Source organism: Stenotrophomonas sp. YJH_SMC_43, assembly GCF_059372535.1.
In genome coordinates, this window is sequence record NZ_JCAFVQ010000002.1 from 590,124 (window position 1) to 615,170 (window position 25,047).

The 25,047-nt window shown below is 67.7% G+C and carries 20 protein-coding genes; 9 read left to right on the forward strand and 11 right to left on the reverse strand.

The features are described from left to right. Window positions 1–32 precede the first annotated feature (32 nt). The 7 genes from rpsB to AC5QAH_RS09050 form a co-directional block, all read right to left on the reverse strand. Window positions 33–839: a 30S ribosomal protein S2 gene (gene rpsB / locus AC5QAH_RS09020; RefSeq protein ID WP_005408748.1), complete on the reverse strand. Its 807-nt coding sequence runs from the start codon at window positions 837–839 to the stop codon at window positions 33–35. 220 nt (window positions 840–1,059) lie between these two features. Then, entirely contained in the window at window positions 1,060–1,758 is a 699-nt protein-coding gene (locus tag AC5QAH_RS09025) for a fimbrial biogenesis chaperone (protein WP_313311796.1), read from the reverse strand. After that, window positions 1,758–2,003: a hypothetical protein gene (locus AC5QAH_RS09030; protein WP_392421799.1), complete on the reverse strand. Its 246-nt coding sequence runs from the start codon at window positions 2,001–2,003 to the stop codon at window positions 1,758–1,760. Before AC5QAH_RS09030 ends, AC5QAH_RS09025 begins: the two co-directional genes overlap by 1 nt. A 133-nt stretch (window positions 2,004–2,136) precedes the next feature. Beyond that, window positions 2,137–3,174: a Csu type fimbrial protein gene (locus AC5QAH_RS09035; protein WP_049482840.1), complete on the reverse strand. Its 1,038-nt coding sequence runs from the start codon at window positions 3,172–3,174 to the stop codon at window positions 2,137–2,139. Next, a complete protein-coding gene (locus AC5QAH_RS09040) occupies window positions 3,171–5,549 on the reverse strand; it encodes a fimbria/pilus outer membrane usher protein (protein ID WP_049455676.1) in 2,379 nt (792 codons plus the stop codon). The genes AC5QAH_RS09035 and AC5QAH_RS09040 overlap by 4 nt, the downstream gene beginning before the upstream one ends. A gap of 7 nt (window positions 5,550–5,556) precedes the next feature. Beyond that, window positions 5,557–6,306: a fimbrial biogenesis chaperone gene (locus AC5QAH_RS09045; RefSeq protein ID WP_019336945.1), complete on the reverse strand. Its 750-nt coding sequence runs from the start codon at window positions 6,304–6,306 to the stop codon at window positions 5,557–5,559. After that, entirely contained in the window at window positions 6,306–6,836 is a 531-nt protein-coding gene (locus tag AC5QAH_RS09050; protein ID WP_010486309.1) for a Csu type fimbrial protein, read from the reverse strand. The genes AC5QAH_RS09045 and AC5QAH_RS09050 overlap by 1 nt, the downstream gene beginning before the upstream one ends. A gap of 173 nt (window positions 6,837–7,009) precedes the next feature. On the opposite strand from AC5QAH_RS09050, the gene map reads away from it, so the two are divergent. Genes map through dapE form a run of 6 tightly spaced genes read left to right on the forward strand, consistent with a single transcriptional unit; the run spans window position 7,010 to window position 13,942 of the window. After that, a complete protein-coding gene (gene map, locus AC5QAH_RS09055; RefSeq protein WP_019336946.1) occupies window positions 7,010–7,852 on the forward strand; it encodes a type I methionyl aminopeptidase in 843 nt (280 codons plus the stop codon). Window positions 7,853–7,872: 20 nt separating this feature from the next. Continuing rightward, window positions 7,873–10,482 carry a [protein-PII] uridylyltransferase gene (locus AC5QAH_RS09060; RefSeq protein WP_461288682.1) on the forward strand — a complete coding sequence of 870 codons (2,610 nt, stop codon included), beginning with the start codon at window positions 7,873–7,875 and terminating at the stop codon, window positions 10,480–10,482. Continuing rightward, entirely contained in the window at window positions 10,482–11,546 is a 1,065-nt protein-coding gene (gene dapD / locus AC5QAH_RS09065) for a 2,3,4,5-tetrahydropyridine-2,6-dicarboxylate N-succinyltransferase (RefSeq protein ID WP_495232270.1), read from the forward strand. The genes AC5QAH_RS09060 and dapD overlap by 1 nt, the downstream gene beginning before the upstream one ends. A 2-nt stretch (window positions 11,547–11,548) precedes the next feature. Beyond that, on the forward strand, window positions 11,549–12,415 hold the full coding sequence (locus tag AC5QAH_RS09070) for a hypothetical protein (protein ID WP_019336949.1): 867 nt from the start codon (window positions 11,549–11,551) through the stop codon (window positions 12,413–12,415). A 31-nt stretch (window positions 12,416–12,446) separates the two neighbouring features. Beyond that, complete coding sequence (locus AC5QAH_RS09075; RefSeq protein WP_012510522.1) at window positions 12,447–12,818, forward strand: arsenate reductase; 372 nt, start codon at window positions 12,447–12,449, stop codon at window positions 12,816–12,818. After that, a complete protein-coding gene (gene dapE / locus AC5QAH_RS09080) occupies window positions 12,815–13,942 on the forward strand; it encodes a succinyl-diaminopimelate desuccinylase (protein ID WP_049411538.1) in 1,128 nt (375 codons plus the stop codon). Before AC5QAH_RS09075 ends, dapE begins: the two co-directional genes overlap by 4 nt. 123 nt (window positions 13,943–14,065) lie before the next feature. Here the strand turns inward: dapE and AC5QAH_RS09085 are convergent, their stop codons facing one another. Beyond that, window positions 14,066–14,944, reverse strand: coding sequence for a tetratricopeptide repeat protein (locus AC5QAH_RS09085; RefSeq protein ID WP_049411535.1), 879 nt, complete (start codon window positions 14,942–14,944; stop codon window positions 14,066–14,068). 338 nt (window positions 14,945–15,282) lie between these two features. On the opposite strand from AC5QAH_RS09085, the gene asnB reads away from it, so the two are divergent. Continuing rightward, window positions 15,283–16,974 carry an asparagine synthase B gene (gene asnB, locus AC5QAH_RS09090; protein WP_010486284.1) on the forward strand — a complete coding sequence of 564 codons (1,692 nt, stop codon included), beginning with the start codon at window positions 15,283–15,285 and terminating at the stop codon, window positions 16,972–16,974. Window positions 16,975–17,073: 99 nt separating this feature from the next. Beyond that, complete coding sequence (locus AC5QAH_RS09095) at window positions 17,074–18,462, forward strand: cation:proton antiporter domain-containing protein (RefSeq protein ID WP_049482856.1); 1,389 nt, start codon at window positions 17,074–17,076, stop codon at window positions 18,460–18,462. Window positions 18,463–18,585: 123 nt separating this feature from the next. On the opposite strand, the gene AC5QAH_RS09100 is transcribed toward AC5QAH_RS09095, so the two are convergent. Further along, window positions 18,586–20,913, reverse strand: a complete 2,328-nt coding sequence (locus tag AC5QAH_RS09100) for a penicillin acylase family protein (RefSeq protein ID WP_100448150.1) — start codon at window positions 20,911–20,913, stop codon at window positions 18,586–18,588. Between the two features lie 123 nt (window positions 20,914–21,036). On the opposite strand from AC5QAH_RS09100, the gene bfr reads away from it, so the two are divergent. After that, window positions 21,037–21,525, forward strand: coding sequence for a bacterioferritin (gene bfr / locus AC5QAH_RS09105; RefSeq protein WP_005408763.1), 489 nt, complete (start codon window positions 21,037–21,039; stop codon window positions 21,523–21,525). Window positions 21,526–21,849: 324 nt separating this feature from the next. On the opposite strand, the gene parC is transcribed toward bfr, so the two are convergent. Continuing rightward, entirely contained in the window at window positions 21,850–24,093 is a 2,244-nt protein-coding gene (gene parC, locus AC5QAH_RS09110; RefSeq protein WP_010486278.1) for a DNA topoisomerase IV subunit A, read from the reverse strand. Between the two features lie 59 nt (window positions 24,094–24,152). Then, window positions 24,153–25,034, reverse strand: coding sequence for a helix-turn-helix domain-containing protein (locus AC5QAH_RS09115; protein WP_010486276.1), 882 nt, complete (start codon window positions 25,032–25,034; stop codon window positions 24,153–24,155). Window positions 25,035–25,047: the final 13 nt, after the last annotated feature.

Below are 25,047 nucleotides of genomic sequence, written 5' to 3' on the forward strand. Positions count from 1 at the left end.
GTGGATGCCGGGCGTCCACCCCGGGGCCTGGATCAGGCCTGGGCGTCGTCGCCCTTCTTGGCAGCCTTCTTGGCCGGAGCGCGGCGGGCCGGCTTCTCTTCGCCTTCAGCAGCGGCTTCAGCGAACTCTTCCTCACGCACCGAAGCAGCGTGCGGAGCAGCAGCCTTGCCTTCCAGCACGGCGTCGGCAGCGGCGCGGGCGTACAGCTGCACAGCGCGGATGGCGTCGTCGTTGCCCGGGATGGCGTAGTCCACCAGTTCCGGGTTGTAGTTGGTGTCGACCACGGCGATGACCGGGATGCCCAGCTTCTTGGCTTCCTTGATCGCGATGTCTTCGTGGCCGATGTCGATCACGAAGATGGCGTCCGGCAGACGGTTCATGTCCTTGATGCCGCCCAGCGAGGCTTCCAGCTTGTCGCGCTCGCGACGCAGGCCCAGCACTTCGTGCTTGACCAGCTTCTCGAAGGTGCCGTCGGTTTCGCCGGCTTCCAGTTCCTTCAGGCGGGCAACCGACTGCTTGACGGTACGGAAGTTGGTCAGGGTGCCGCCCAGCCAACGCTGGTTCATGAACGGCATGCCGCAACGCTCGGCTTCTTCCTTGATGGTTTCGCGGGCGCTGCGCTTGGTGCCCAGGAACAGGACGGTGCCGCGCTTCTGGGCAACCGACGAGATGAAGTTCATCGCGTCGTTGAACAGCGGGACGGTCTTTTCCAGGTTGATGATGTGGATCTTGCCGCGGGCGCCGAAGATGTACGGAGCCATCTTCGGGTTCCAGTAGCGGGTCTGGTGGCCGAAGTGGACGCCGGCTTCCAGCATCTGACGCATGGTGACCTGGGGCATTGCAATACTCCTGATATGGAACCAGCGATTCCGCCCGCGGGGATAGGTATGCGGGACGCGTGGAAGCGCGATCGGTTCCGGGGTTGGGCTTCCCTGTTGCCTCCGTGGCCGAACTCCTTGCGGAGCACCCCGGCACGGATGGGGGCAGCAGGTGTGGATTCACCGGTGACGTCCGGTGTGGACGGTCTCCCGCGCACGCAGGCGGCAGGAATCCGGTCGATTATAGCCCGCTCGGTGCGCTCGCTGCAATTGCCGGGTCCGGCACGGTCAGATCGACCACGTGGCCGTCCTGCAGCCGGGCCTGGAAATGGCCACGGGCATAGCCGTTGGCATGGGCGGGGAGGGCCCAGCGACGCTCCCGGCCCGCCAGCAGGTAGCCGGCCAGTCCCGGCAGCAGCAGGGTGCGGCGGCCATCGTCGGCGACGAACGCAAGATCGTGCAGGCGGGCGTGTACGGTACCTGCGTTGCTCAATCGCAGAAAGGGATGTGACGTACCGGGTTCGATCCCGGCATGCAGCTCCGGCCACGCCAGGGGCACGGCGTGTCCCCTGAACAAGGGCAGTGAGTACCGTGGCAGGTCCGGTTCAGTGGGAGCCAGAAGCACCCGGTAGGCCTGCTCGACGGCAATGGGCGACCTGTCCCGGGGCAGCAGCCAGATGCGTTGGCGGGTGCCGGGCGGGAGGTCGAGCCGGGCAGGGCTGGCCAGGATCTGGTCGCTGGGCCGCAGCTTTTCCGCGTCGGCCTGCTGTTCCCAGGCCAGGATCCGAACCTCGCCCTGCCAGCGGCCGGGACCGGGGTTGTACAGCCACAGCTCGCTGTGTCCCCCTTCGGCTGGCAGCTGCAGGGTGGTCGGCACCAGGTCCAGCGCCGACGCGGGCAGCGCCAGCAGCAGTACCGGCAGGCTCAGCAGGGTACGCATCAGTAGATGACGGTCACGGCGGGCGCCGCGTCGTCGCTGTCGGCCGGCGGCGCGAGATCGCGGATCTGTTGCGGAAGCTCGGGCGCGTCGCTGCGCTTGTGCGGTGCCGCGCATCGGGTGTTGCCGGCATCACCGCTGCAGCCCTCGACCACGGTCAGCCGGATCTGCAGGGGTGTGCTGCCGGGATCGGCCCACGCGGGCGTACTGGCGACCAGCATCGCCCCGATCAGAAGTGCGCGAACCACCTGCCATCCACCGTGCTGTAGGACCCGTTGCGCGGTATCGGCAGGATGCGCCGGAACTGTAGAGCCTAGCCCATGCTCGGCTTGCCGGATGTCAGAAAATGAAGCCGAGCATGGGCTCGGCTCCACAGGGGACTCAATAGGTGATCGTCACCTGCACCAGATCGTTGTAGGTACCGGCCGCGGGCTGGCCGGTGACCGGCGGCACCCGGCCATAGATGGTCAGCTGCTGCGCGCTGCCACTTCCGGTGCCACCAACGGTATCGACGTTGAGGGTACTACCCCAGCGCAGGCTGCGCGCGGCATCGCGGTACAGCTCATAGGGGAGGTAGTAGGTGCCGCTGCCAATGGTGGTGGCCATGCGCCGGGTGGTGGAGGCGCCGGGGTTGTTCTGGCCATTGTTGAGGCTGATCTGGTAGGCAGTGTTCTTCAGGCAGGTCAGCGTGAGCGTGGCGGTCCGGTCGATGTTGGCGGGAATGCTGCCGGTGACGTTGCCGAAGTCCATGCTGGTGGTGACGTAGCTGCCGCATTGCGGCAGCACGTTGGCAGTGGCGGTGAAGCTGAATGCCCCACTGGCGCTGTTGGTGCCGGTCGCGCCGCCGTTGCAGGTGGCCGGCACGGTGGCGGTGCCGAGCAGGACTTCGTTCCAGGCCCAGGTAAGCACCACGTTGGCGCCGCTGAAGGTGCTGCTGTAGGCACCCGAAGCGAGGATCTGGTTGGCAGGGATCTGCGCGAACAGCTGCACGGACTGCGCACCGCTGCCGCCGGTCAGCAGCGGCACGCTGTAGCTCATGGTCAGCTCCTGCGCGGGTGGCGTGCCGCGCGGCACCAGGCCCGTGGCCTGGCTGTAGCTGGCGGTGTTGTACAACTGGAAGTTCATGGTGTCGCTGGTGGAGGTGGACATCGTACGGAAGGTGGAGCTGCTGCCGCCGCCACTGCCGGCGCCGATACCCACGCAGACGCGGACGCCGGTGGTGGCCAGCAGGCTCAGTGCGGCGGTGGTGCAGGTCACCGTGATGTTCAGCGTTGCCGCCGCAGGGCCGGGAGCGTTGCTGTTGATGTTGCCGAATGGCAGGGTCGGGTTCGCGATTGCCGTGCAGACCGCTGTCGCCCGGGCCGGCAGTGCCGCGAGCAGGCCGGCGACCAGCAGCACGCCGAGCAGCAGCACTCTCACGGCGCGACCTCCGGAATGCACTGCAGCGGTGCCGGCTTCGGCCGGGCGCCAGACGCCACCACCTTGGGCTGGTCGGGTACCTTCACCCGGCACTGGCCGCGGCTGGTGGTGATGTACAGCACGCTGCCGGCAGCGATGTCTTCCAGGTACAGCAGGCCGTCATAGCCCACCGTGGCCTGGCGTCCATCGGGCAGCTGCACTTCGCTGCCCACTTCCAGTGGCTGCCCGTCCATGCTCTGAAGCGTCAGGCTCAGAGAGGGACGTGAGCGCAACTGGAATGTCACGTGGGTACCGGCGCGCTGGCGCGGCGTCACCCAGTCCTCGATGCGGTCGGCACGCATCTCCTCGGGCAGGTCCAGGGTGTCGATCGAGACCCGGTTGCGCTGCCAGGAAAGCAGCGGGCTGACCAGCAACAGGCCACGATCATCGGTGACGCCGATCAGGCGGTTCTCCAGACGCACCGGCACGCCGCCGACGCCGTTGGTGCTGATCACCGCGAACGCGTCCGAGACCTCGCGGGTGGCGAACGCGTGCCCGCTCATCCAGACCAGGCTGCCACTGGCGCTGCCGTAGGCATAGTTGAGCCCGCCCTGGCGCGAGGCGCCGAACGAGTAGCGGCCGATGTCATTGAGGATGCCGACTTCGGCCAGGCCGCCGTTGCCGTCCTCGCCGTGGCGCACCTGCGCGCGCCAGCCGATGCCGCCTGCACTCCCATCACCGGGCACCGGCTGGGTGACGTCGGCCACCCAGGTCTGGCTGTCGCCGTTGCGCTGGCTGGACAGGCTGGCCTGGCGGTTGTTGCCCAGGCTGGCGGTCACCGACAGATAGATGCTGCGGTCATCACTCTGGTCCAGGTTCTGGTTCACCGACAGGTAGGCCGACCAGCGCTGGCTCCAGGTGCGCGACCAGAACAGGCTGGCATAGCGGTTGTCTTCGCCATCGGGGTAGCGCAGGCGCAGGTAGCTGGCGCTGAGCGTGCCCAGCCGCAGCAGATCCAGCCCGACCGTGGCCTGTTCGCTGATGCTCGGCGGCAGGTTGCCCTGCAGCGCGCCGAGGTCACGGTAGTCGCCGTGGCTGCGCACGCTGCGCAGGTTGACGTTGAGACGGCGGTTGTTCCAGCTGTAACCCAGTGCCCACTGCCCGCCCTGCAGGCCGTGATGGTTGCTGTGCGCGTAGGCCGCATTGAACACGCCGGCGCCGCCCAGCAGCCACCAGCCGCCGATGCCGGCCTGGGCCAGGCCACCTCCGCCCTCGGCATGCGCTTCACCGGTGAAGGTATCGCTGATGCCGCCGCGCCAGCTGGCACTGGCCACGGTGCGATCGTCGTAGGCGAAGGAGCGCTGGCCGAAGTCCTGGCGCAGGTGGCCGACGCCGACCGACCAGTCGGACAGTCCCTTGGCCAGCAGTTGCTGGGTGCCATAGAAACTGAAATCCAGTGTCTGCATGCGGCCGAATGCGTCGGTGACCACGACCTGTGCGTTGCCGGTGCCGCTGATGCCTGGCTGCGCGGCCAGCTGGAACGGGCCGACCGGGACCTGGCCGCTGTACTGGCGCAGGCCGTCGACATACAGCTCGACGGTGGAGGGCACCACGGCCTGGCCGAGGAAGCTGGGCGTGGGAGTGAGCACGCGATACGGCTGCAGGCCGTAGTTGCGGCCGATCTGCAGGCCGCCCAGGCGCACCGGGCGGGTCCAGTCGACGAAGCCGCTGTAGAAATCGCCGACCTCCAGCGTCATCGCCTTGTCGGGGAAATCCAGGCTCCAGCGCGTATCCAGGCGCACGCTCTCACCGCGCCAGCGACGATCGCCGGGCTGCTGGTAGCGTCGGCTGACCGCGGTGTTTTCGAAGGTGCCGTTGCCGACGCCGAACAGGCGCAGTTCCGAGCTCAGGCTGAGGTTGCCGAGCGTATCCACCCGGCTGCCATACACGTCATAGTTGAGCAGCAGTCCGGGTGAGGCACTGCCTGCAGGGGCGCGCGTCTGCGGGCGGCTGAGCACGGTAGTCGGCAGGGTCAGCTGGTCCAGCGGCACGTCCAGCGCCAGGGTCTGCAGGCGTGCGTCATAGCGCACCACCGCGCCGCTGATCTGGTCCAGGTACACCGGTGCATCGCCGTTGGCGTTGAAGCCGAGCTGGCGCAGCACGTCGGGGCTGGCCTGCAGGCGGCCACGGTTCTCGATGAAAGGCATCAGGCCGCGTGGGGTGCTGTTGAGCGCCACGTCCAGGTACAGCGTCTGGTTGGCGGTCAATGGTGTGGGCGGTGGCAGGATCGCATCGGCGGAGATGCCTGATACATCGGCGGCGGTGGTGGCCGCTGCACCGGACACATCGGCGGCTTGGATCGCCGCAGGAGCCAAGGCAGCAAGCAGCGCACCCATCAACGCCTCAGCGAGCCGATGGAGGCGACAGCGGCGTCTGTTCCGACTCGCCATTGAGCTTGGCCGTGATCTGGTCGTTGTCGCGGTCGATCGCCGTGCGCTCGATCGGCCAGCGCATCACCTGCCCGGGCAGCACGTATCCCAGCAGTCCGGGATGCACGATGCGCGGGCGCGTGGCACTACCCAGCGCGAGATCGGCGATCTGCGCATAGCTGTTGCCCGCGTTGGCCACCTCGACGCCGTTGCGGCCATCGGGCAACTGCACCAGGCGGGCCTGCAGCTGCGGCGCGAGCTTGCCGGCGGCGGGCTGCACGAACACCGGTATCGAATAGCGCAGCACGAACTGCATCCCTTCGGCACGGGTGGCCAGATCGGGCACCTCGTCGACGATCAATCGGTAATGCTGCTGTGCAGGCGGTGGCGTCCTGTCCGGACGCATCACCCGGACCAGCTGCTGCTGTCCGGCAGCCAGTTCCTGCATCGGCGGGGTGACCACCAGCCCATCGGTGGGCAACAGTTGTTCCTGCCCGTCCTGCTGCACCCAGCGGAACACCCGCACCTGCAGCTTCACCGGCGAGGTGCCGCTGTTGGTCAGCCAAAGCTCGCCGGCGCGCTGGCGCGCTTCCAGCTGCAGGCTGGTCGGGGCGACCTGCAGGCTGGTGGCTTCGACCGGGGCGGCGAGTACCAGGCTCAGGACGAGCAGCGCCACGCCGGTGGCGCGCCACGGGCGGGGTCGGGCCATGCGGGCGTGCTCCATCAATAGGTGATCGTGGCGGTAACCGTATCCAGGTAGTTGCCGGTCGCCGGGTTGTTCGTACTGAGGTTCAGGATCTGGCCGTAGACGATGTAGGGCACGGCCAGCCCGGTGCCGATGCCAGCCTGGGTGTTGGTGCCGGAGGTGGCACCCCAGACCAGGGTGTGTGCGGCGTCCTGGTAGAGCTGGTAGCCGACGTAGTTGTTGGCGGTCACCGCGGCGTTGGTGTTCTTCATCCGGCGGGTGGTGACGTCATTGGCGGTGCTGGCGTTGGCACCTGCATTCAGTGAAATCGTGTACGGGGTCAGTGCCGAGCACTGGGCGGTGACCGTGCCCTGGCCCAGGGTGGGGGTCGCCGTGGTCGAGGCGGCGGTGCCGAAGTCGACGTTGGTGGCCGCCGCGGCGGTGATGGTGCAGGCCTTGGTGACCACCAGGGTGACATTGAAGGTGGTGGTGTCTGCGGCCAGGGCCGGGCTGGACAGCAGAACCCCGGTCAAAGCCCAGGCAAGCGGGGAACGAAGCGCGGATCGCATGGACAACCTCCCTGACCCGAAGGTCCGTTGAACAAGGCGAAGGCGGCACGTTCGGCACCGCTTCGGCGACGGTGACCCCAGCTTAGGTGGCGTAAGTGTCTGTATTCCGTGATAAATGAGGAGGCGAAAGGGTGGTGGGGGTCACGCTTTCACTTTCCTTGCCGGAACCGTGCATGGCCCGGATCGCCAGTTGGGTGGCGTTCGTTCAGATTGTGGCCGGATCGGCGATAATGGCGGCCATGAGCGTGAATCTGAAAACCCCGCAGGAAATCGAGATGATGCGAATCGCTGGCCGCCTGGCCAGCGAAGTGCTCGACATCGTCACCCCCCACGTCAAGCCCGGTGTCACCACCGAGGAACTGGACCGCATCTGCCACGACCACATCGTGAACGTGCAGGGCGCCATTCCGGCCAACGTCGGCTACCGCGGCTTCCCGAAGACCGTGTGCACCTCGGTCAACAACGTCATCTGCCATGGCATCCCCAGCGAAGGGAAGGTGCTCAAGGATGGCGACATCATCAACATCGACGTCACCGTCATCAAGGATGGCTGGCACGGCGACACCAGCCGCATGTACTTCGTCGGCACGCCGTCGGTGATGGCCCGCCGCCTGGTGGAAACCACCTACGAAGCCATGTGGCGCGGCATCCGCGCGGTACGCCCGGGTGCCACGCTGGGCGACATCGGCCATGCCATCCAGAGCTATGCCGAAGGCGAGCGTTTCAGCGTGGTGCGCGAGTACTGCGGCCACGGCATCGGCAAGGTCTACCACGATGAGCCGCAGGTGGTGCATTACGGCCGCCCGGGCCAGGGCCTGGTGCTGCAGCCGGGCATGACCTTCACCATCGAGCCGATGATCAACGAGGGCACCCGCTACAACAAGGTGCTGCCGGATGGCTGGACCGTGGTGACCAAGGACCGCAAGCTGTCGGCACAGTGGGAGCACATGATCGCGGTCACCGAGACCGGCGTGGACGTGCTGACCCTGTCGCCGGGCGAGTCGCAGGTCTCCTGAGGATGCTGCCGGCGAGTTCGCTGCTGGACACGCCGGCCGCGTCGCTCAACGACCCGGACTGGGCTGCTGCCGCGCGCCAGGCGCTGCAGCAGGCCGACGCGCGCCTGTACCGCCGCTTCGACCAGGGCGACAACATCGAGCGCCTGCTGGCGCTGCGCGCGCGCGCCGCCGACCATCTGATCCGCCTGGCGTGGCAGCGTTGCCTGGCCGCCGATAGCGGGCTGTCGTTGTTCGCGGTGGGTGGCTATGGCCGCGGTGAACTGTTCCCGCGATCGGACATCGACCTGCTGGTGTTCGGTGATCCGCCGGCACAGTTGGCGCATGAATCCGCACTGGCACGCCTGTTCGCACTGCTGTGGGACTGCGGGCTCGCAGTCAGCCATGCGGTGCGTTCGGCGCCGCAGTGCCGTGAGGCGGCGGCGGACCAGACCGTGCTGACTGCACTGATCGAGGCGCGCCCGATCCTGGCCGATGATGCGGCACGCCGCGCGCTGCGCGAGGCCATCGACGATCGGGAACTGTGGCCGGCACGCGCGTTTTTCCTGGCCAAGCTGGAAGAGCTGCGCAACCGCCACCAGCGTTTTGGCGACACCGCCGACAACCTGGAGCCGGACCTGAAGGATGGCCCCGGTGGCCTGCGCGATCTCAACACGCTGGGCTGGATGGCACTGCGTGCCTTCGGCGTGCGTGACCTGGAGGCGCTGGTCGGGCTCGGCCATCTGGGCGCCGACGAAGCGGCAGCACTGAAGCGCGAACGTGCGGTGCTGGCGCGGCTGCGTTTCGGCCTGCACCTGGTGGCGCGACGCCCCGAAGAGCGGTTGCGCTTCGATTACCAGAAGACCCTGGCTGCACGCCTGGGCTTTGAAGACGATGCCGAGAATCTCGGTGTCGAGAAGATGATGCAGGGCTTCTACCGCGCCGCGCTGGTGGTGCGCCGGATCAGCGACCGCCTGCTGCAGCGCTTCGAGGAGCAGTTCGACGGCGAGGCGCAGCCGGAGCCGTTGACCGTGGGCTTTTCCCTGCGCCGTGGCTACCTGGCGGCCAACGAAGCCGACTGGCCGCGCGGCGATATCGGCCAGGTGTTCGCACTGTTTGCCAGCTGGGCCAACAATCCGCAGGTGCGCGGCCTGCATTCGCTGACCGCGCGGGCGCTGGCTGAAGCGCTGCCGCTGTTGCCGGCCTACGACCAGGCCGACGCCGATGCGCGCGAGCAGTTCCTGGCGTTGCTGCGCGGCCAGCGCCCGGTCGATACGCTCTCGCGCATGGCACGGCTGGGCGTGCTTGGCCAGTGGATTCCCGCCTTCGCCCAGGTCAGTGGGCGCATGCAGTTCGACCTGTTCCATGTCTACACCGTCGACCAGCACACGCTGATGGTCCTGCGCAACATCGGCCTGTTCGCCAGCAGCCGTGCCGACGAGCGCTTCTCGATCGCGCATGAAGTGTGGCCACGCCTGCGCAAGCCGGAGCTGCTGCTGCTGGCCGGCCTGTTCCATGACATCGCCAAGGGCCGTGGCGGCGACCATTCGGAGCTGGGCGCGGTCGATGCGCGCGCGTTCTGCCAGGCGCATGCGCTGAGCACGTCCGACACCGAACTGGTGGCGTGGCTGGTCGAACAGCACCTGCGCATGTCGGTGACCGCGCAGAAGCAGGACATCGCCGACCCGGAGGTGATCCATCGCTTCGCCACCCTGGTCGGCAGCCGCGACCGCCTGGACTACCTGTACCTGCTGACCTGCGCCGACATCGCCGGCACCAGCCCGAAGCTGTGGAATGCCTGGAAGGACCGCCTGCTGGCCGACCTGTACTTCGCCACCCGGCGCGCGCTGCGCGAGGGGCTGGAACACCCGGTGCCGGCAGCCGAGCGCGTGGCCGAGGCGCGTGACAGCGTGCGCGCGCTGGTGCGCGAGCGGGGTTACGACGATGCCACCATCGACCGCCAGTTCGCGGTGATGCCGGATGAGGGCTTCATCCGCCTGCGCCCGGAGCAGCTGGCCTGGCAGGCCGCCGCGCTGGTGCCGGTGAAGCAGGGCCAGGCGCTGGTGAAGGTACGCCGGATCAGCGTCGACGACCCCGCGCTGGAAGTATTCGTGCATTCGCCGGACCGCGACGGCCTGTTTGCCGCCATCGTGATGACGCTGGACCGCAAGGGCTACGGCATCCACCGCGCACGCGTGCTGGACGGCCCGGCCGATACCATCTTCGATACCTTCGAAGTGAACCCGGCCGATACCTTCGCCGATGGCAGCAGTGCCAATCTGGAAGCGGCGCTGCGCGAGGCACTCAGTGGTGACCTGTCGCGCCTGCGGCCGTCACGCCGGGTGGTGCCACGGCAGCTGCGGCACTTCCGCTTTGCCCCGCGCATCGAATTCCGCGATGAGCCGGGTGCAACCCGTTTCGCCCTGGTCGCTCCCGACCGCCCCGGCCTGCTGGCCGATGTGGCGTTCGTGCTGCGCAACCAGGGCCTGCGCGTGCATGATGCGCGCATTGCCACGTTCGGCGAACGCGCCGAAGACACCTTCGTGATCAGTGACGAACACGACCTCCCCCTGACTGAACCTGCCCGGCAGCAGTTGCATGACGCGATGCTGGCCTGCCTGGACCCTGATCGAAACGCCGGAGACCCCGCCTGATGGCCACCAAGCCCGCCAAGAAGACCGCCGCGACCCCCAAGAGCGCAGCGGCCCGGAAACCTGCTGCCGCCGCACCGGCCGCGAAGAAGACCACTGCGCCGAAGAAGGCCGCTGCGGTGAAGGCCCCGGCGAAGAAAGCGGCTGCAGCGAAGAAGGCACCGGCCAGGAGCGCCGAAGCCGTCCGCGCCGAAACCATCGCCCGCAAGTCGCTGCGCAAGCCGTCGGCACCGGGTGTGGAAGAGCTGAAGTTTGGTATCGAGAGTGCCTTCGAGCGCCGTGCCACCTTGACCCTGCACGAGCTGGAAGGCTCGACCAAGCCGCTGGTCAACCGCGTGATCGACGGCCTGGAGAGCGGTGAGTTCCGCGTCGCCGAGCCGGATGGCCAGGGTGGCTGGAAGGTCAACGAGTGGCTGAAGAAGGCCGTGCTGCTGTATTTCCGCGTCAACGACATGGCGGTGGTCGATGCGCGCCCGGCGCCGTTCTGGGACAAGGTCGAATCGCGCTTCGCCGCTTATGACGAAGCGAAGTTCCGCCGCGGCGGCGTGCGCGTGGTGCCGGGCGCGATCGCCCGCCGCGGTACCTACTTCGGCAAGGACGTGGTGCTGATGCCGAGCTTCACCAACATCGGCGCCTACGTCGGCGAAGGCACCATGGTCGACACCTGGGCCACCGTCGGTTCGTGCGCGCAGATCGGCCAGCACTGCCACCTGTCCGGTGGCGCCGGCATCGGCGGCGTGCTGGAGCCGCTGCAGGCCAGCCCGACCATCATCGAGGACCACTGCTTCATCGGTGCCCGTTCGGAGGTGGTGGAAGGCGTGGTGGTCGGTCACCACAGCGTGATCGGCATGGGCGTGTTCCTCAGCCAGAGCACCCGCATCTACAACCGTGCCACCGGCGAAATCACCTACGGCTACATCCCGCCGTACAGCGTGGTGGTGTCCGGCTCGCTGCCGAGCAAGGACGGTACCCATTCGCTGTACTGCGCGGTGATCGTCAAGCAGGTTGATGCCAAGACCCGCAGCAAGACGAGCGTCAACGACCTGCTGCGCGGCCTGGCCGACTGAAGGTGGCTGCGCCGGAGGATCTGGCGCAGTCCGCGATCTACCGGCATCCGTCCGACACCCTGTTCGGGCGGATGCTGCCGCGCCTGCTGCACGCCCCGCGCTGGACCCGGCTGCGCCGCGCACTGTCGCGGCGCTGGCCGATGCCGGCGATGGTCAGCGATGTGCGCGATGTGGTCTACGTGAGCTGGTGGGTCGATGTGCGCCACGCACCATCGCCACCGCCGGGCCATCATTACGTGGTCCATGCCGGACGTACGCCTTACACCATCCTCAGCTACCGTCACGGCCACTTCGGGCCGGCGTTGGCCGGACCGCTGCGCTCCCTGATGCCGTCTCCAAGGCAGAGCAACTGGCGCTGGTACCTGCGTCGTGACGACGCTCCGGACGGGACACCGGTGGTGCTGTTCGACCGCAACGTGATGGACCAGCTGCCCTTCGTCGCCGGCGCGCGTGCCTTCAGCGATGCCATGCAGCCGCATCTTTCCACCCGCTTCGAACATGCGGTGCGCACTGATGGCCGTGGGAATACCCGGATCGAAGGCGGGCAGGGCAGTGCGCCGGAGCTGTACCTGCAGTGGCAGGCTGCTGCGGGCTGGGAGGACGCGGCATGGACGGCGGCTTTCGGTGGCCATCAGGCCCTCCTGCGTTTCCTCACCTGCCAGGACGAGGCCATCGCCCGTACCTGCGACTGTCGCTGGGCCAGCACCCGTATCGCGCTGCCGGTCGAGATCGACCGCCTGCAGCCGCTGCAGCTTGAAGGCGAGCTGCAGTGCCCGCGCCTGCAGGCGCTGGGTGTGAACCTGACCGAGGGGCTGGCCTTCCTGCTGCCACGGGTGCCGTTCCGGGTCGTGTCCGAGCGCCTGTTGTGAGATTCTGGCCCTCTGTTTTCCAGCATCACAGATGGCCATGAGCACCACTGTCTACGGTTTGAAGAACTGCGATACCTGCAAGAAGGCGACCAAGTGGCTGGACCGCTTCGGCGTGCCGTACACCTTCGTCGACTACCGCGACAACAAACCCAGTCCGGAAACCCTGCTGGCGTGGGCAGCGCAGCTGGGTGGCCTGGCGGCGATGGTGAACAAGTCGTCCACCACCTGGCGGCAGTTGCCGGACAACCGCAAGGCCGCCGATTCCGAGGCCGAATGGAAGCTGCTGCTGCGCGAGTACCCGCAGCTGATCAAGCGCCCGCTGGTGGTCACCGCCGACGGCACGGTCAGCCAGGGTTTCAGTGACAACGGCTTCAAGGCCCGCTTCGGCGTGGGTGACGCATGAGCGCGGTCCTCGACCTGACCTGCGAACTGATCGCACGACCCTCGGTGACGCCGGATGATGCTGGCTGCCAGGCACTGCTGGCGGCACGCCTGAAGCAGGCCGGGTTCCAGTGCGATCACCTGCGCCTGGGCGAGGTCGACAACCTGTGGGCGACCCACGGCCAGGGCGCGCCGGTACTGGTACTGCTGGGCCATACCGACGTGGTGCCGACGGGTCCGCGCGAGGCCTGGACCAGCGACCCGTTCACGCCGCAGATCCGCGATGGCGTGCTGTATGGCCGTGGCGCCGCCGACATGAAGGGCAGCGTGGCCGCGTTCGTGGTCGCCGCCGAGCAGTTCGTCGCCGCGCATCCCGATCACCCCGGTACGCTGGCGGTGCTGCTGACCAGCGACGAGGAGGGCGACGCCATCGATGGCGTGCGCCACGTCGCACGGTTGTTCGCCGAACGCGGCCAGCGCATCGACTGGTGCATCACCGGTGAGCCGTCATCAACCGCGATCCTGGGCGACCTGCTGCGCGTGGGGCGTCGTGGCAGCCTGTCGGCCAAGCTGCGCGTGCAGGGCGTGCAGGGCCACGTGGCGTATCCGGAAAAGGCACGCAACCCGATTCACCAGGCGGCTCCGGCCCTGGCCGAACTGAGTGCACGGCGCTGGGACGAAGGCTACGAGAGCTTTCCGCCGACCAGCCTGCAGATCTCCAACATCCACGCCGGCACCGGTGCCAACAACGTGATTCCCGGCGAGCTCGAAGTGGATTTCAACATCCGCTACAACCCGCACTGGGATGCGCCGAAGCTGGAGGCGGAGATCACCGCACTGCTGGACCGGCATGGCCTGCAGTACACGCTGAAGTGGCACCGCAGCGGTGAGCCGTTCTACACCCCGGAAGGCACGCTGCGCGCCACCGCCCGTGCAGTGCTGGCCGAGCACATCAGCCGTGCCCCGGAAGAAAGCACCGGCGGCGGCACGTCCGATGCCCGCTTCATCGCGCCGCTGGGTGCGCAGTGCATCGAAGTGGGGCCGGTGAACGCCAGCATCCATCAGGTGGACGAGAACGTGCGCGTGGACGATCTGGAAGCGTTGCCGGGGCTGTACCAGCGGCTGGTGGAACGGCTGCTGGTGTGAGCCTGCGACGGTGGGTGCCGACCGTTGGTCGGCACGCCCCCCGCCGGAGCTACATCTCTGTAGAGCCGAGCCATGCTCGGCTGATGTCTACCGGCAGAAGCAGCCGAGCATGGCTCGGCTCCACTATTCCGAAAAGAGGAAGAACGGCGGCTCGACCGCTTTCTTCCAGTAACTCGGCGCCGCCATGTAGAAGCGCTGCGCCTCGGCCTTGGCAAACCAGCGCGCCGCCGCCTCGGTGTCCTTCTCCACCCCCGGCGCGCTGCGGCCCAGCAGCAGCCCGGCGAAGTACTGGCCGAACACATTGCCCTTCTCGCCAGCGCGCTGGTACAGCTGCAGCGCACGCGCCGGATCGCGCGGCAGTCCCATGCCCCCCTCCAGCAGCGCGCCCAGGTCTACCTGCGCTTCGGCATCGCCACGCTCGGCACGGCGCTGGATCTGCGCAACCCGCGGATGCACGGTGTCATCCTGTGCGGCCACCGCATCCGGCAGTCGCGACGACGAACTCGGGTATCGCTTGTAGATCATTTCGCGCAGGTCCCAGCGCAGCGCCTGTTGCGCGTCGCCACGCTGACGATAGGCCTTGGCGAGTTCGTAGAACGCATAGGGATTGCCGTGGTAGGCCGCCGCCAGATAGGCGCGTTCGCCACGTCGCCAGGATGCGCGCAGCACCGGTGCCGGGTTGATGTGGGGGCTGTCGGCATGGCGCAGCGTGCCGGAGATCCAGATCCGGCCCAGTGCTTCTTCCGCCTTGGTGTTGTGGAAGGTCCAGGGGGCGACCGCTGCGGCACGCTCGTAGTAGGCGATGGCGCGCGGATCGTTGAAGCGCTCGAAGGTTTGCGCGGTATCGAAGGCACCCTCGAAGCTGCCGTCGGTGCCGCGTTGTTCCAATGCCTGCCGCTGGGATTGCGGCAGCGTCGAAGGCGGGGGCAGGGTCTGGCAGGCCGCCAGGCCCAGGCAGAGCAGGGCGGCCAGTGCCCCGATGCGTCCATTGCAGTGTTGCATTCCTGTTACACCGGTTCAGGGCGCGCCATTATGCGCCTCAGGCGTGGTTGCCGACGCAACTGTTGCGCCGCGCCGGAAACAGGGGTAGGGTCGATGCCATGTCGATCCGCCTGGCCACCGCCGTCAATAACAACAACCGCAATAATCTGCGCGCGAATAATCGTGCGCGGCCGATGCGGGACTGCGCCCTGGGTAGATAGACAGCAACACACGCCCGGACACCAGAAAACCCGCATCAGCCGATGCGGGTTTTTTTGTGCCCGGGCGCCGCCCACCCGGGCCTGGATGGCCGGTCGAACACCTTCCCACCCGTGAAATTCCCCAACAGGAGCTCCCCCATGTGTTCGATCTTCGGAATCTTCGGCCTGCAGGCCGGTGACGATCTTCCGGCCCTGCGCCGCCATGCGCTGGAACTGTCGCAGCGCCAGCGCCACCGTGGCCCGGACTGGAGCGGCGTGTACCTCGACGAAGGCGCGCTGCTGGTCCACGAGCGGTTGGCCATCGTCGACCCGGCCGGTGGTTCGCAGCCGCTGCTGTCGGCCGATGGCCAGCTGGCGCTGGCGGTCAACGGCGAAATCTACAACCACCAGCAACTGAAGGCCGCACTGACTACCGCCTACGACTTCCAGACCGGTTCGGACTGTGAAGTGATCAACGCGCTGTACCGCCAGGGCGGATCGCCGGCGCAGTGGCTGGAGCAGCTCAACGGCATCTTCGCCTTCGCCCTGTGGGATCGTGCTGCCGGACGCGTGCTGGTGGCGCGGGATCCGGTTGGCGTGGTGCCGTTGTACTGGGGCCACGATGCCCAGGGGCGCCTGCGCGTGGCCTCGGAAATGAAGGCGCTGGTCGATACCTGTGCCGACGTCGCGCAGTTCCCGCCGGGCCACTATTTCGACAGTGCCCGTGGTGAGCTGGTGCGCTACTACCAGCAGCCGTGGCGCGACTATGCCGACGTGCAGGGCCGCCAGGCCGATCTGGCCGAACTGCGCCAGGCGTTCGAGCATGCGGTGGAACGCCAGCTGATGAGCGATGTGCCGTACGGCGTGTTGCTGTCCGGTGGCCTGGATTCGTCGCTGGTGGCGGCAGTTGCCGCACGCTACGCGCGTCGCCGCATCGAGGATGGTGGGCAGACCGAAGCCTGGTGGCCGCGGCTGCATTCGTTCGCGATCGGTTTGAAGGGCTCGCCTGATCTGGCCGCCGCCGCGATCGCCGCCGAGGCACTCGGCACCGTGCACCACGGCTTCGAGTACACGTTCGAGGAAGGCCTCGATGCGCTGCCGGAAGTGATCCGCCACATCGAAACCTACGACGTCACCACCATCCGTGCATCGACGCCGATGTTCCTGCTGGCACGACGGATCAAGGCGATGGGGGTGAAGATGGTGCTGTCCGGCGAGGGCAGTGACGAGATCTTCGGTGGCTACCTGTACTTCCACAAGGCACCGGATGCGCGCGAATTCCACGACGAGCTGGTGCGCAAGCTCGATGCCCTGCACAACTACGATTGCCTGCGTGCCAACAAGTCGATGATGGCCTGGGGCGTGGAGCCGCGCGTGCCGTTCCTGGATCGTGAGTTCCTCGACGTGGCGATGCGCTTCGATGCCGCGCACAAGATGGTCGGTGCCGGGTTCGGTGGCCGTCGCATCGAGAAGGCGGTGCTGCGCGAGGCGTTCGATGGCTACCTGCCGGACAGCATCCTGTGGCGCCAGAAGGAGCAGTTCAGCGATGGCGTCGGCTACGGCTGGATCGACGGGCTGAAGGCGCATGCCGAAGCGCAGGTGAGCGACCGTGTGCTGGCGGCCGCCGACAAGCGCTTCCCGCACAACCCGCCGCAGACCAAGGAGGCGTACTACTACCGCCACCTGTTCGAGCAGTTCTTCCCGAGCCGCGCGGCCGCCGAGACCGTGCCGGGCGGCAAGTCGATTGCCTGTTCGTCGCCGGCGGCCATTGCCTGGGACGCCAGCTTTGCGGCGGCGGCCGACCCTTCCGGCCGCGCGATCGCCGGCGTGCACGAGCAGGCGCTGGCCTAAGCCCCAAAAAGGGGACGGAGGGGATTAAGTCGTTAGTGGCACAAACGACTTAATCCCCTCCGTCCCCTTTTTGTATGATCGCCCCCTGCGCATTGGGGAATGTTCATGGACGTACAGGCGAGCGGCGGCATGCGGCCCACGAAATGGGGATGGCGTTATCTGGCCTGGGCCGGTGTCCCGCTGCTGGCCGGCGTGCTGCTGGCGCGCTATGCCGGGCCGGCGGCGCCCGAGGTGGTCGCGCGTGCCACGGTTGCTGCCGAAGGCAGCTGGGCGCAGCATCTGGCGTCACCGCTGGGCCTGTTCCTGCTGCAGCTGCTGGTGCTGCTGCTGGTGGCCAAGGGCGCCGGTGCGCTGCTGAAGCGGCTGGGCCAGCCGGCGGTGATCGGCGAGATGGCGGCCGGCCTGATGATGGGCCCGCTGGTGCTCGGCAGCCTGCTGCCGCAGTTGCAGGGTGCGTTGTTCCCGGCCAGCTCGTTGGGACCGCTTGGCATGCTCAGCCAGCTGGGCGTGCTGATGTTCCTGCTGGTGGCCGGTGCCGAACTGGACCTGGCGGCACTGCGCGGGCGCCGGTGTTTCGCCTTCACGGTCAGTCATGCCGGCATCGCGGTGCCGTTCGTGCTCGGCGTCGCCCTCGCAATCTGGCTGTATCCGCAGCACGGCCCGCAGGGCGTGGGCTTCACTGCATTCGCACTTTTCGTTGGTATTTCGATGAGCATCACAGCCTTCCCCGTGCTGCTGCGCATCCTTGCCGACCGCGGTATCACGCAGACGCCGCTGGGGCACACCGCCATCGCCTGCGCGGCATTGGGCGATGCCACCGCATGGTGCCTGCTGGCGCTGATCGTGGCGGCTGCACAGGCCAGCGGATGGCTGCCGGCCAGCCTCAACCTGCTGTGCGTGGTCGCCTTCGTGGCGCTCATGCTGGGGTTGGTGAAGCCGTGGTTCGCCCGCCAGCAGATCGTGCCGGGGCGTGAAGGGCGCTGGCTGCTCGGCATCCTGCTGCTGTCGCTGGGCAGTGCCCTGATCACCGAGATGCTCGGCATCCATGCGCTGTTCGGTGCATTCGCTGCGGGGGTGGCGGTGTCGTCCAACGCGCAGCTGCGCAACCTGTTGATGGCCCGCGTCGAGCCGTTTGCGGTGACCCTGCTGCTGCCGTTGTTCTTCGCCATGACCGGCCTGCGCATGCGCGCCGATGCGCTGCAGGCCAGCGACATCGTGCTGTGCGCGGTGGTGATCGCGGTAGCCACGGCCGGCAAGCTGCTGGGCACCTTCAGTGCCGCACGCAGTGCGGGCATGCCCACGCGCGAGGCGTGGCGGTTGGGCGCGCTGATGAACACCCGGGGCCTGATGGAGCTGATCGTGCTCAACCTGGGCTACGAGCTGGGCCTGCTCGGCGACCGCCTGTTTGCAGTGCTGGTGATCATGGCGCTGGTGACCACGGCGATGACCGGGCCGCTGCTGAACCTGATCGAGCGGCGAAGGGGCTGACCCGGTAGCGCCGCGCGGGCATTCTGTAGAGCCGAGCCCGTGCTCGGCTCCGCGCCAGAAGCAGCCGAGCATGGGCTCGGCTCTACAGCGTGCAGCGCACCCTTGGGCATGTGGGTGCCGCCGTCAGCGCGCTGGCACCAGCGTCATCGTGTGCTGCGCCTTGCCGGGCAGGAACGGCGTCGGCCGCCCATGCACCCAGTCTTCGTGGCCGGCGCCCCAGTACGGTGACAGCGGGTGCCCGCTCTGGCCGCCGGGCATGTGCACGATGCCGTCGGCCTCGTGGCCGGGCGAGACCACCATGCGCTCGGAGGCGCCGAAGTTCGGCGTCTGCACCCGCGGCATATCACGGTCGCCGGGCAGCTGGTCGGCGGGCATGCACAGCCAGCGCTTGGCAACCTCGGGCAACGCCCGTGCGATCGGGTGGCAGAGCGCCGCGGTGTTGCGTTCGCCCCAGGTGCGCTTGGCCAGCGGGCCCTGCTTGGCCAGCTCGCTCTCGGTGCGGCGTGCGGCATCAAGCAGCAGCGTGTCCCAGCTGTCGTAGGCCGGTGGCAACAGGTTGGCGGGGCGCTGCTGCAGCATCGGCCAGGCCACACCTTCCAGCTGCGCCAGGCGCGGATCCAGATAGTCATCGCCGAGCTGCGCGTTGGCCGGGGCCAGCAGTGCATCGGACAAGGTATCCATCACCTGCGTGCGGAACGCGCGCACCACCCGGTAGCTGACCGAGCTGGCCGAGGCCCGGCCGCCCCACTGGTGGCTGACGGACTTCAACCGCTTCAGCGCAGGATCGTTACTGCCTTCGATGACGTCATGCAGCAGTGCCCACCAGCGCTGCAGGAACACGGCGCGGTCGTCGAGCTGGATCGCCAGCAGGTCGTGTTCGTCGAAGCGCTCCTGGATCGCCAGCAGGTCGCGGATCTGCCGCGCGCGCGCGCCAAGGTCATAGCCAGCGTTGCCGACGGTAGCCAGCGCCTCGCCGTCGAGGACGCGACCGTTGGCGGTCCACAGGCGATGGTTGGGGGGATCGATCAATGCCGGTGAGGCATCGCTGCGGATTGGCCATGGCGCGCAGTCCTGGTTGCTGGCGGCGGTGAAGCCGGCCGGTGCACAGCCCGGACCACGATCCGGGCGGGCGCCGATCAGCCGCCAGGCGATGCGTCCGCTGCGGTCGCCGACCACCAGGTTCTGCGCGGGGATGCCGGCGTGGTCGGCGAACTGCAGGGCACCGTCCAGGTCACCGGCACGGGCCAGGTCACCGAAGTCCAGGCGCACCGCGCCGGGCAGGTGGGCGACCCAGCGCAGCGCATCGCCACTGCCATCGGCATGGGTATGCAGGATCGGGCCCCAGGCGGTTTCGCGCACCGGGAACAGCACGTCGGCCTGGCCAGCCACGGCGATGCGTTCTTCATGCACGGTCACGGCGGCGTTGGCCGGTTCAGTGCGGTAATCGGCGGTATCGATGTAACTGTTGGTGAAGCCCCAGGCCACGTGCCCGTTGCTGCCGACGATCACCGCCGGCAGGCCGGGCAGCGAGAAGCCGGTGACGTCGACCTGGCCGCCCGCGGCCTGCGGGTCGGGATAGCGCAGGCGCACACGGAACCACAGGCCGGGCGCGCGCAGGCCCAGGTGCATGTCGTCGGCGACGATCGCGCGACCGTCGGCGGTGAGTGCACCGGCCACCGCGAAGTTGTTGCTGCCGATGACATCGGCCTCTTCCTGCCCGGTGCCTGGCGTCCCCTTCAACGTGCGCAGATCCAGCTGGCTGGCATCGGGGAGCGTGGCGTTGCCGGTCGGTTCGCCGAACAGCGGTGCATCCCATTCGGTGCCGTCGTGGGCGATCAGCGCGTACAGCGCGGGCGGCACCACTGCGCGGATGCGGCTGAGCGCAAGCTCGGTCTGGTTGTTCGGATCCTGCAGGTCGGCGTACATGGCCAGACCGGTCAGCACGCTGTCGCTGGCCTGCCAGGGTTGTGGCGACTGCCGCAGCAGCAGGTAGGCCCATGGGCGCACGGAGAGATCGGCCAGGCCCTCATTGACCCCACCGACATAGGCGCTCACGGCTTCGATGTTGCCGCCCAGCGCTGCCTGCATGTTCGCCTCGGTGCGCGCGCGCAGCCGATGCACGCGCATGCGTTTGTCGGCGTCGATGGCCTTCGGTCCGAACAGCGCCGACAGCTCACCGGCGGCGCTGCGGCGCATCAGGTCCATCTCGAAGTAACGTTCCTGCGCATGCACGCGGCCCAATGCGCGCATCGCGTCGGCCTGGCTGCCCGCAGTGATGGTGACCACGCCCAGCGCATCGCGCTCGATGGTGACCGGCTTGGCCAGCCCCGGCAGCGCATGCTCGCCGTCCAGATCGGCCAGGCTGCCGCGCAGCAGCAGCCACAGGACCAGTGCGGTGACCAGCACGATGGCGATCAACACGCCCAGCACCCAACGCCATGTACGTCGCATTGCACGTCCTTTCCGAACTCGTGGGCCGATTGTAGCCGCAGGCGCAACTGCGACTGATTCCGATTAGATCACCGTATTTTGAAATGCGGCACCCTATGTCACATCGATTCACAGGAGCCCCCCATGAAAGGCAACCCGGACGTCATCGCCTGCCTGAAGGAACTGCTGCGCGGCGAGCTTGCAGCCCGCGACCAGTACTTCATCCATTCCCGCCGCTACGAGGACCAGGGCCTGTTCGCGCTGTACGAACGCCTGAACCACGAGATGGAAGAGGAAACCCAGCACGCCGATGCGCTGCTGCGCCGGATCCTGTTCCTCGGCGGCGACCCGGACATGCGCCCGCATGCCACCGAGCCGGGCAAGACCGTGGAAGAGATGCTGCAGAAGGATCTCGACACTGAATACGCGGTTCGGAACAATCTCGCCGCCGGCATGAAGCTGTGCGAAGAGAAGGGCGACTACGTGAGCCGCGACATCCTGCTGGCGCAGCTGAAGGACACCGAGGAAGACCACGCCTGGTGGCTGGAGCAGCAGCTGGGTCTGATCAAGCGCATCGGCCTGGAGCTGTACCAGCTGAGCAAGATCGACGGCAACGGCGCCCCGGCGCACTGAGCCGACGTCGCTCTCTGTAGAGCCGAGCCATGCTCGGCTGCTGTTGGATCCGAGTCGAGCATGGCTCGACTCTACAACGTTCTGTCGCCCGCCAGCACCGGAGCACCGCCAGCCAGCTTTCGCCAGCCAGCTGCTCCATCGCCCGCCAGCCGACAACGAAAAAGCCGGGGATTGCCCCGGCTTTTTCGTGTCCGGGGTCGGATCCGTTTTCAACGAAAACGGCTCTGACCCCATTGGGATGGAAAACGCCAACCGAGGTTGGCGTCTACCGGGGTAATGCGTGTCAACCAAGGTTGACACCCACCAGGGGCAGGGCCCCAGCCCTTACTCCACCGACAACCCTTCCACCTTCTGCCAGCCGCGCGGCAGCAGGTGGCCGCGGGTGGCGCGGGCGCCGAGGTAGGCGTCGAGCTCGTTGAACTTCAGGCCCATGGTGCGCTGGCCGCTGCGTACCTGCAGGGTCTGCCCCGGGCTGATCGCCACGATGGCGACCACGCGTTCGGTGGCGAGCTTGGCCTTCGGGATCTCGATGATCTTGTTGCCCTTGCCCTTGTCCAGTTCCGGCAGGTCGTTGGCGGCGATCGCCAGCAGGTTGCCGGAGCTGGTCACTGCCACGATGCGGTCGGTGGCGACGTTGGCCACTGCCGACGGGGTCAGCACCGACGAACCTGCGGACAGGTTCAGCATCGCCTTGCCGGCCTTGTTGCGACCGATCAGGTTCTCGAAGCGGGTGACGAAGCCATAGCCATGACTGGAGGCCAGCACGAAGCGGGTGTCCGGCTCGGCACTGGCCAGGGTCACGAAGCTGGTACCCGCTGCCGGCGAGAAGCGGCCAGTCAGCGGTTCGCCATTGCCACGTGCGGAGGGCAGGGTGTGCACCGGCGTCGAGTAGGCGCGGCCTTCGCTGTCGAGGAACGCGACCTGCTGCGTGCTGCGCGCACGCACCGCGCCCTGCAGCCCGTCGCCGTCGCGGTAGGAGAGGGCGGACGCATCGACGTCGTGGCCCTTGGCGGCACGGATCCAGCCCTTCTCCGACAGCACCACGGTCATCGGCTCGCTCGGCACCAGCTCGGTCTCGTCGATGGCCTGTGCGGCCTGGCGCTGCACCAGCGGCGAACGGCGTGCGTCGCCGAACTTCTTGGCGTCGGCGGTCAGTTCATCGCGGATCAGCTTCTTCAGCTTGGCCTTGCTGTCGAGGATGCCGAGGATCTTCTCGCGCTCCTTGGCCAGTTCATCCTGCTCGCCGCGGATTTTCATTTCCTCCAGGCGGGCCAGCTGCTTCAGCTTGGTTTCCAGGATGTACTCGGCCTGTTCCTCGGACAGGCCGAAGCGCGCGATCAGCGCGGCCTTCGGCTCGTCTTCGGTACGGATGATGTGGATCACCTCGTCCAGGTTGAGGAAGGCGACCAGCAGGCCTTCCAACAGGTGCAGGCGGCGCTCGACCTTCTGCAGGCGGTGCTGCAGGCGGCGGGTGACGGTGTTGCTGCGGAAGGTCAGCCATTCGCTGAGCAGCATCTTCAGGTTCTTCACCTGCGGACGGCCGTCCAGCCCGATCACATTGAGGTTGACGCGGTAGCTGCGCTCCAGGTCCGTGGTGGCGAACAGGTGGCCCATCAGCTGCTCGGCGTCGACGCGGTTGGAACGCGGCACCAGCACCACGCGCACCGGGTTGGCATGGTCGGACTCATCGCGGATGTCTTCCAGCCACGGCAGCTTCTTGGCGCGCATCTGTGCGGCGATCTGCTCGATCACCTTAGACGGCGACACCTGGAACGGCAGCGCGGTGACCACGATGTTGTGCGCTTCCTTGGTGAAGGTCGCACGTGCGCGCACGCTGCCGTTGCCGGTCTCGTAGATGTTGCGCAGGTCATTGGCCGCGGTGATGATCTCGGCGCTGGACGGATAGTCCGGGCCCTGCACGTGCTCGCACAGGTCGCGCACGCTGGCATCGGGGTTGTCCAGCAGGTGCAGCAGCGCGCTGACGATCTCGTTGAGATTGTGCGGCGGCACGTCGGTGGCCATGCCCACGGCGATGCCGGTGGTGCCGTTCAGCAGCAGGTGCGGCAGCCGCGCCGGCATCCAGGTCGGTTCCTGCAGGGTGCCGTCGAAGTTCGGTGCCCAGTCGGTGGTGCCCTGGCCCAGTTCGCCCAGCAGCACTTCGGCGATCGGGGTCAGCTTGGATTCGGTGTAACGCATCGCCGCGAACGACTTCGGGTCGTCGCTGGAGCCGAAGTTGCCCTGGCCCTCGATCAGCGGGTAGCGGTACGAGAACGGCTGGGCCATCAGCACCAGCGCTTCGTAGCACGCGCTGTCGCCGTGCGGGTGGTACTTACCGATGACGTCGCCGACGGTGCGCGCGGACTTCTTCGGCTTGGACGCGGCGTTCAGGCCCAGCTCGCTCATCGAATAGATGATGCGGCGCTGCACCGGCTTCAGGCCGTCGCCGATGAACGGGAGGGCGCGGTCCAGGACCACGTACATCGAGTAGTCGAGGTAGGCGCGTTCGGCGTACTCGCGCAGCGGCAGTTGTTCGAATCCGTGGAACACGGGGCGGGCAAGTTCGGTCATGCGGCGTTGTTACCTGTTGTCAGGAGGCGGCGACGGCGTCGCCGCTCGCAATCCTGTGATTATCCGGATGCGGCGGGGGATGCCAAGCCGCGTGCAGGGTCCAGCCCAGTTTCCAGGCCGTGGCCGGCCCGTGCCAGGTAGCGCCCCGGCGGCAGCCCGAAGTGGCGGCGGAACACGGTGACGAAGGCGCTGGCGCTGCTGAAGCCCAGCGCGTGGGCGATGTCGGCCACGCTGCGGCCGTCGGTCAGCTGGCGCAGGGCCTCGGACAAGCGGGCCTGCTGCCGCCACTGGGCGAAGCTGAGCGTGGTCTCGTCGCGGAAGTGACGGGTCAGGCTGCGCGGCGACAGGCCGGCCCAATGCGCCCATTCGGCCAGGCTGCGCTCGTCGGAGGGGTCGGCCAGCAGCTGCGAGGCGATCTTCAGCAGGCGCCGGTCGTGCGGCATCGGTAGATGCATGCGCTGGCGCGGCGCGGTGCGGATCTCGTCCAGCAGTACCTCGATGATGTGCTGGCGCTCGGGTGTGGTGTCATAGCCCAGCGGCCATTCGCAGATGCGGTCGGCCAGCGCCTGCGCCAGCTTGGACAGGCCCAGCACGCAGGGATCGGCAGGCAGGGTGGCGCAGGCCGGCGCGGCCAGTGCCATGCCCCAGCCGCGCAGCGGGCCGTCGAGGGTGACCGTATGCGGCTCCAGCGGCGGCATCCAGCCGGCCGAGCCCGGCGCCAGTGACCATGTCCCGTGCGAGGTCCGGGTGGTCAACAGGCCGCGCTCCACGCAGATCAGCTGCGCGCGCTGGTGATGATGCCAATCCACTTCTCGGACCAATCCCTGCGGGCTGTCGAAGCGGAAGGCGACAGCCGGTGGCCCGTCATTGCGCTCGAACCAGTCCAGTGCGTCATCCCTGAGCAGGCGCTTGGAAGGGGGAATTTCTGCCTTGTTCATCATATCCGCTGGCTGA

Excerpts from the sequence above, each read along its gene's own strand:
- rpsB (WP_005408748.1), bottom strand. The coding sequence starts at position 839 with ATGCCCCAGGTCACCATGCGTCAGATGCTGGAAGCCGGCGTCCACTTC.
- AC5QAH_RS09025 (WP_313311796.1), bottom strand. The coding sequence starts at position 1,758 with ATGCGTACCCTGCTGAGCCTGCCGGTACTGCTGCTGGCGCTGCCCGCG.
- AC5QAH_RS09040 (WP_049455676.1), bottom strand. The coding sequence starts at position 5,549 with ATGGGTGCGCTGCTTGCTGCCTTGGCTCCTGCGGCGATCCAAGCCGCC.
- AC5QAH_RS09045 (WP_019336945.1), bottom strand. The coding sequence starts at position 6,306 with ATGGAGCACGCCCGCATGGCCCGACCCCGCCCGTGGCGCGCCACCGGC.
- AC5QAH_RS09050 (WP_010486309.1), bottom strand. The coding sequence starts at position 6,836 with ATGCGATCCGCGCTTCGTTCCCCGCTTGCCTGGGCTTTGACCGGGGTT.
- map (WP_019336946.1), top strand. The coding sequence starts at position 7,010 with ATGGCCCGGATCGCCAGTTGGGTGGCGTTCGTTCAGATTGTGGCCGGA.
- dapD (WP_495232270.1), top strand. The coding sequence starts at position 10,482 with ATGGCCACCAAGCCCGCCAAGAAGACCGCCGCGACCCCCAAGAGCGCA.
- AC5QAH_RS09075 (WP_012510522.1), top strand. The coding sequence starts at position 12,447 with ATGGCCATGAGCACCACTGTCTACGGTTTGAAGAACTGCGATACCTGC.
- dapE (WP_049411538.1), top strand. The coding sequence starts at position 12,815 with ATGAGCGCGGTCCTCGACCTGACCTGCGAACTGATCGCACGACCCTCG.
- AC5QAH_RS09085 (WP_049411535.1), bottom strand. The coding sequence starts at position 14,944 with ATGCAACACTGCAATGGACGCATCGGGGCACTGGCCGCCCTGCTCTGC.
- asnB (WP_010486284.1), top strand. The coding sequence starts at position 15,283 with ATGTGTTCGATCTTCGGAATCTTCGGCCTGCAGGCCGGTGACGATCTT.
- AC5QAH_RS09095 (WP_049482856.1), top strand. The coding sequence starts at position 17,074 with ATGTTCATGGACGTACAGGCGAGCGGCGGCATGCGGCCCACGAAATGG.
- AC5QAH_RS09100 (WP_100448150.1), bottom strand. The coding sequence starts at position 20,913 with ATGCGACGTACATGGCGTTGGGTGCTGGGCGTGTTGATCGCCATCGTG.
- bfr (WP_005408763.1), top strand. The coding sequence starts at position 21,037 with ATGAAAGGCAACCCGGACGTCATCGCCTGCCTGAAGGAACTGCTGCGC.
- parC (WP_010486278.1), bottom strand. The coding sequence starts at position 24,093 with ATGACCGAACTTGCCCGCCCCGTGTTCCACGGATTCGAACAACTGCCG.
- AC5QAH_RS09115 (WP_010486276.1), bottom strand. The coding sequence starts at position 25,034 with ATGATGAACAAGGCAGAAATTCCCCCTTCCAAGCGCCTGCTCAGGGAT.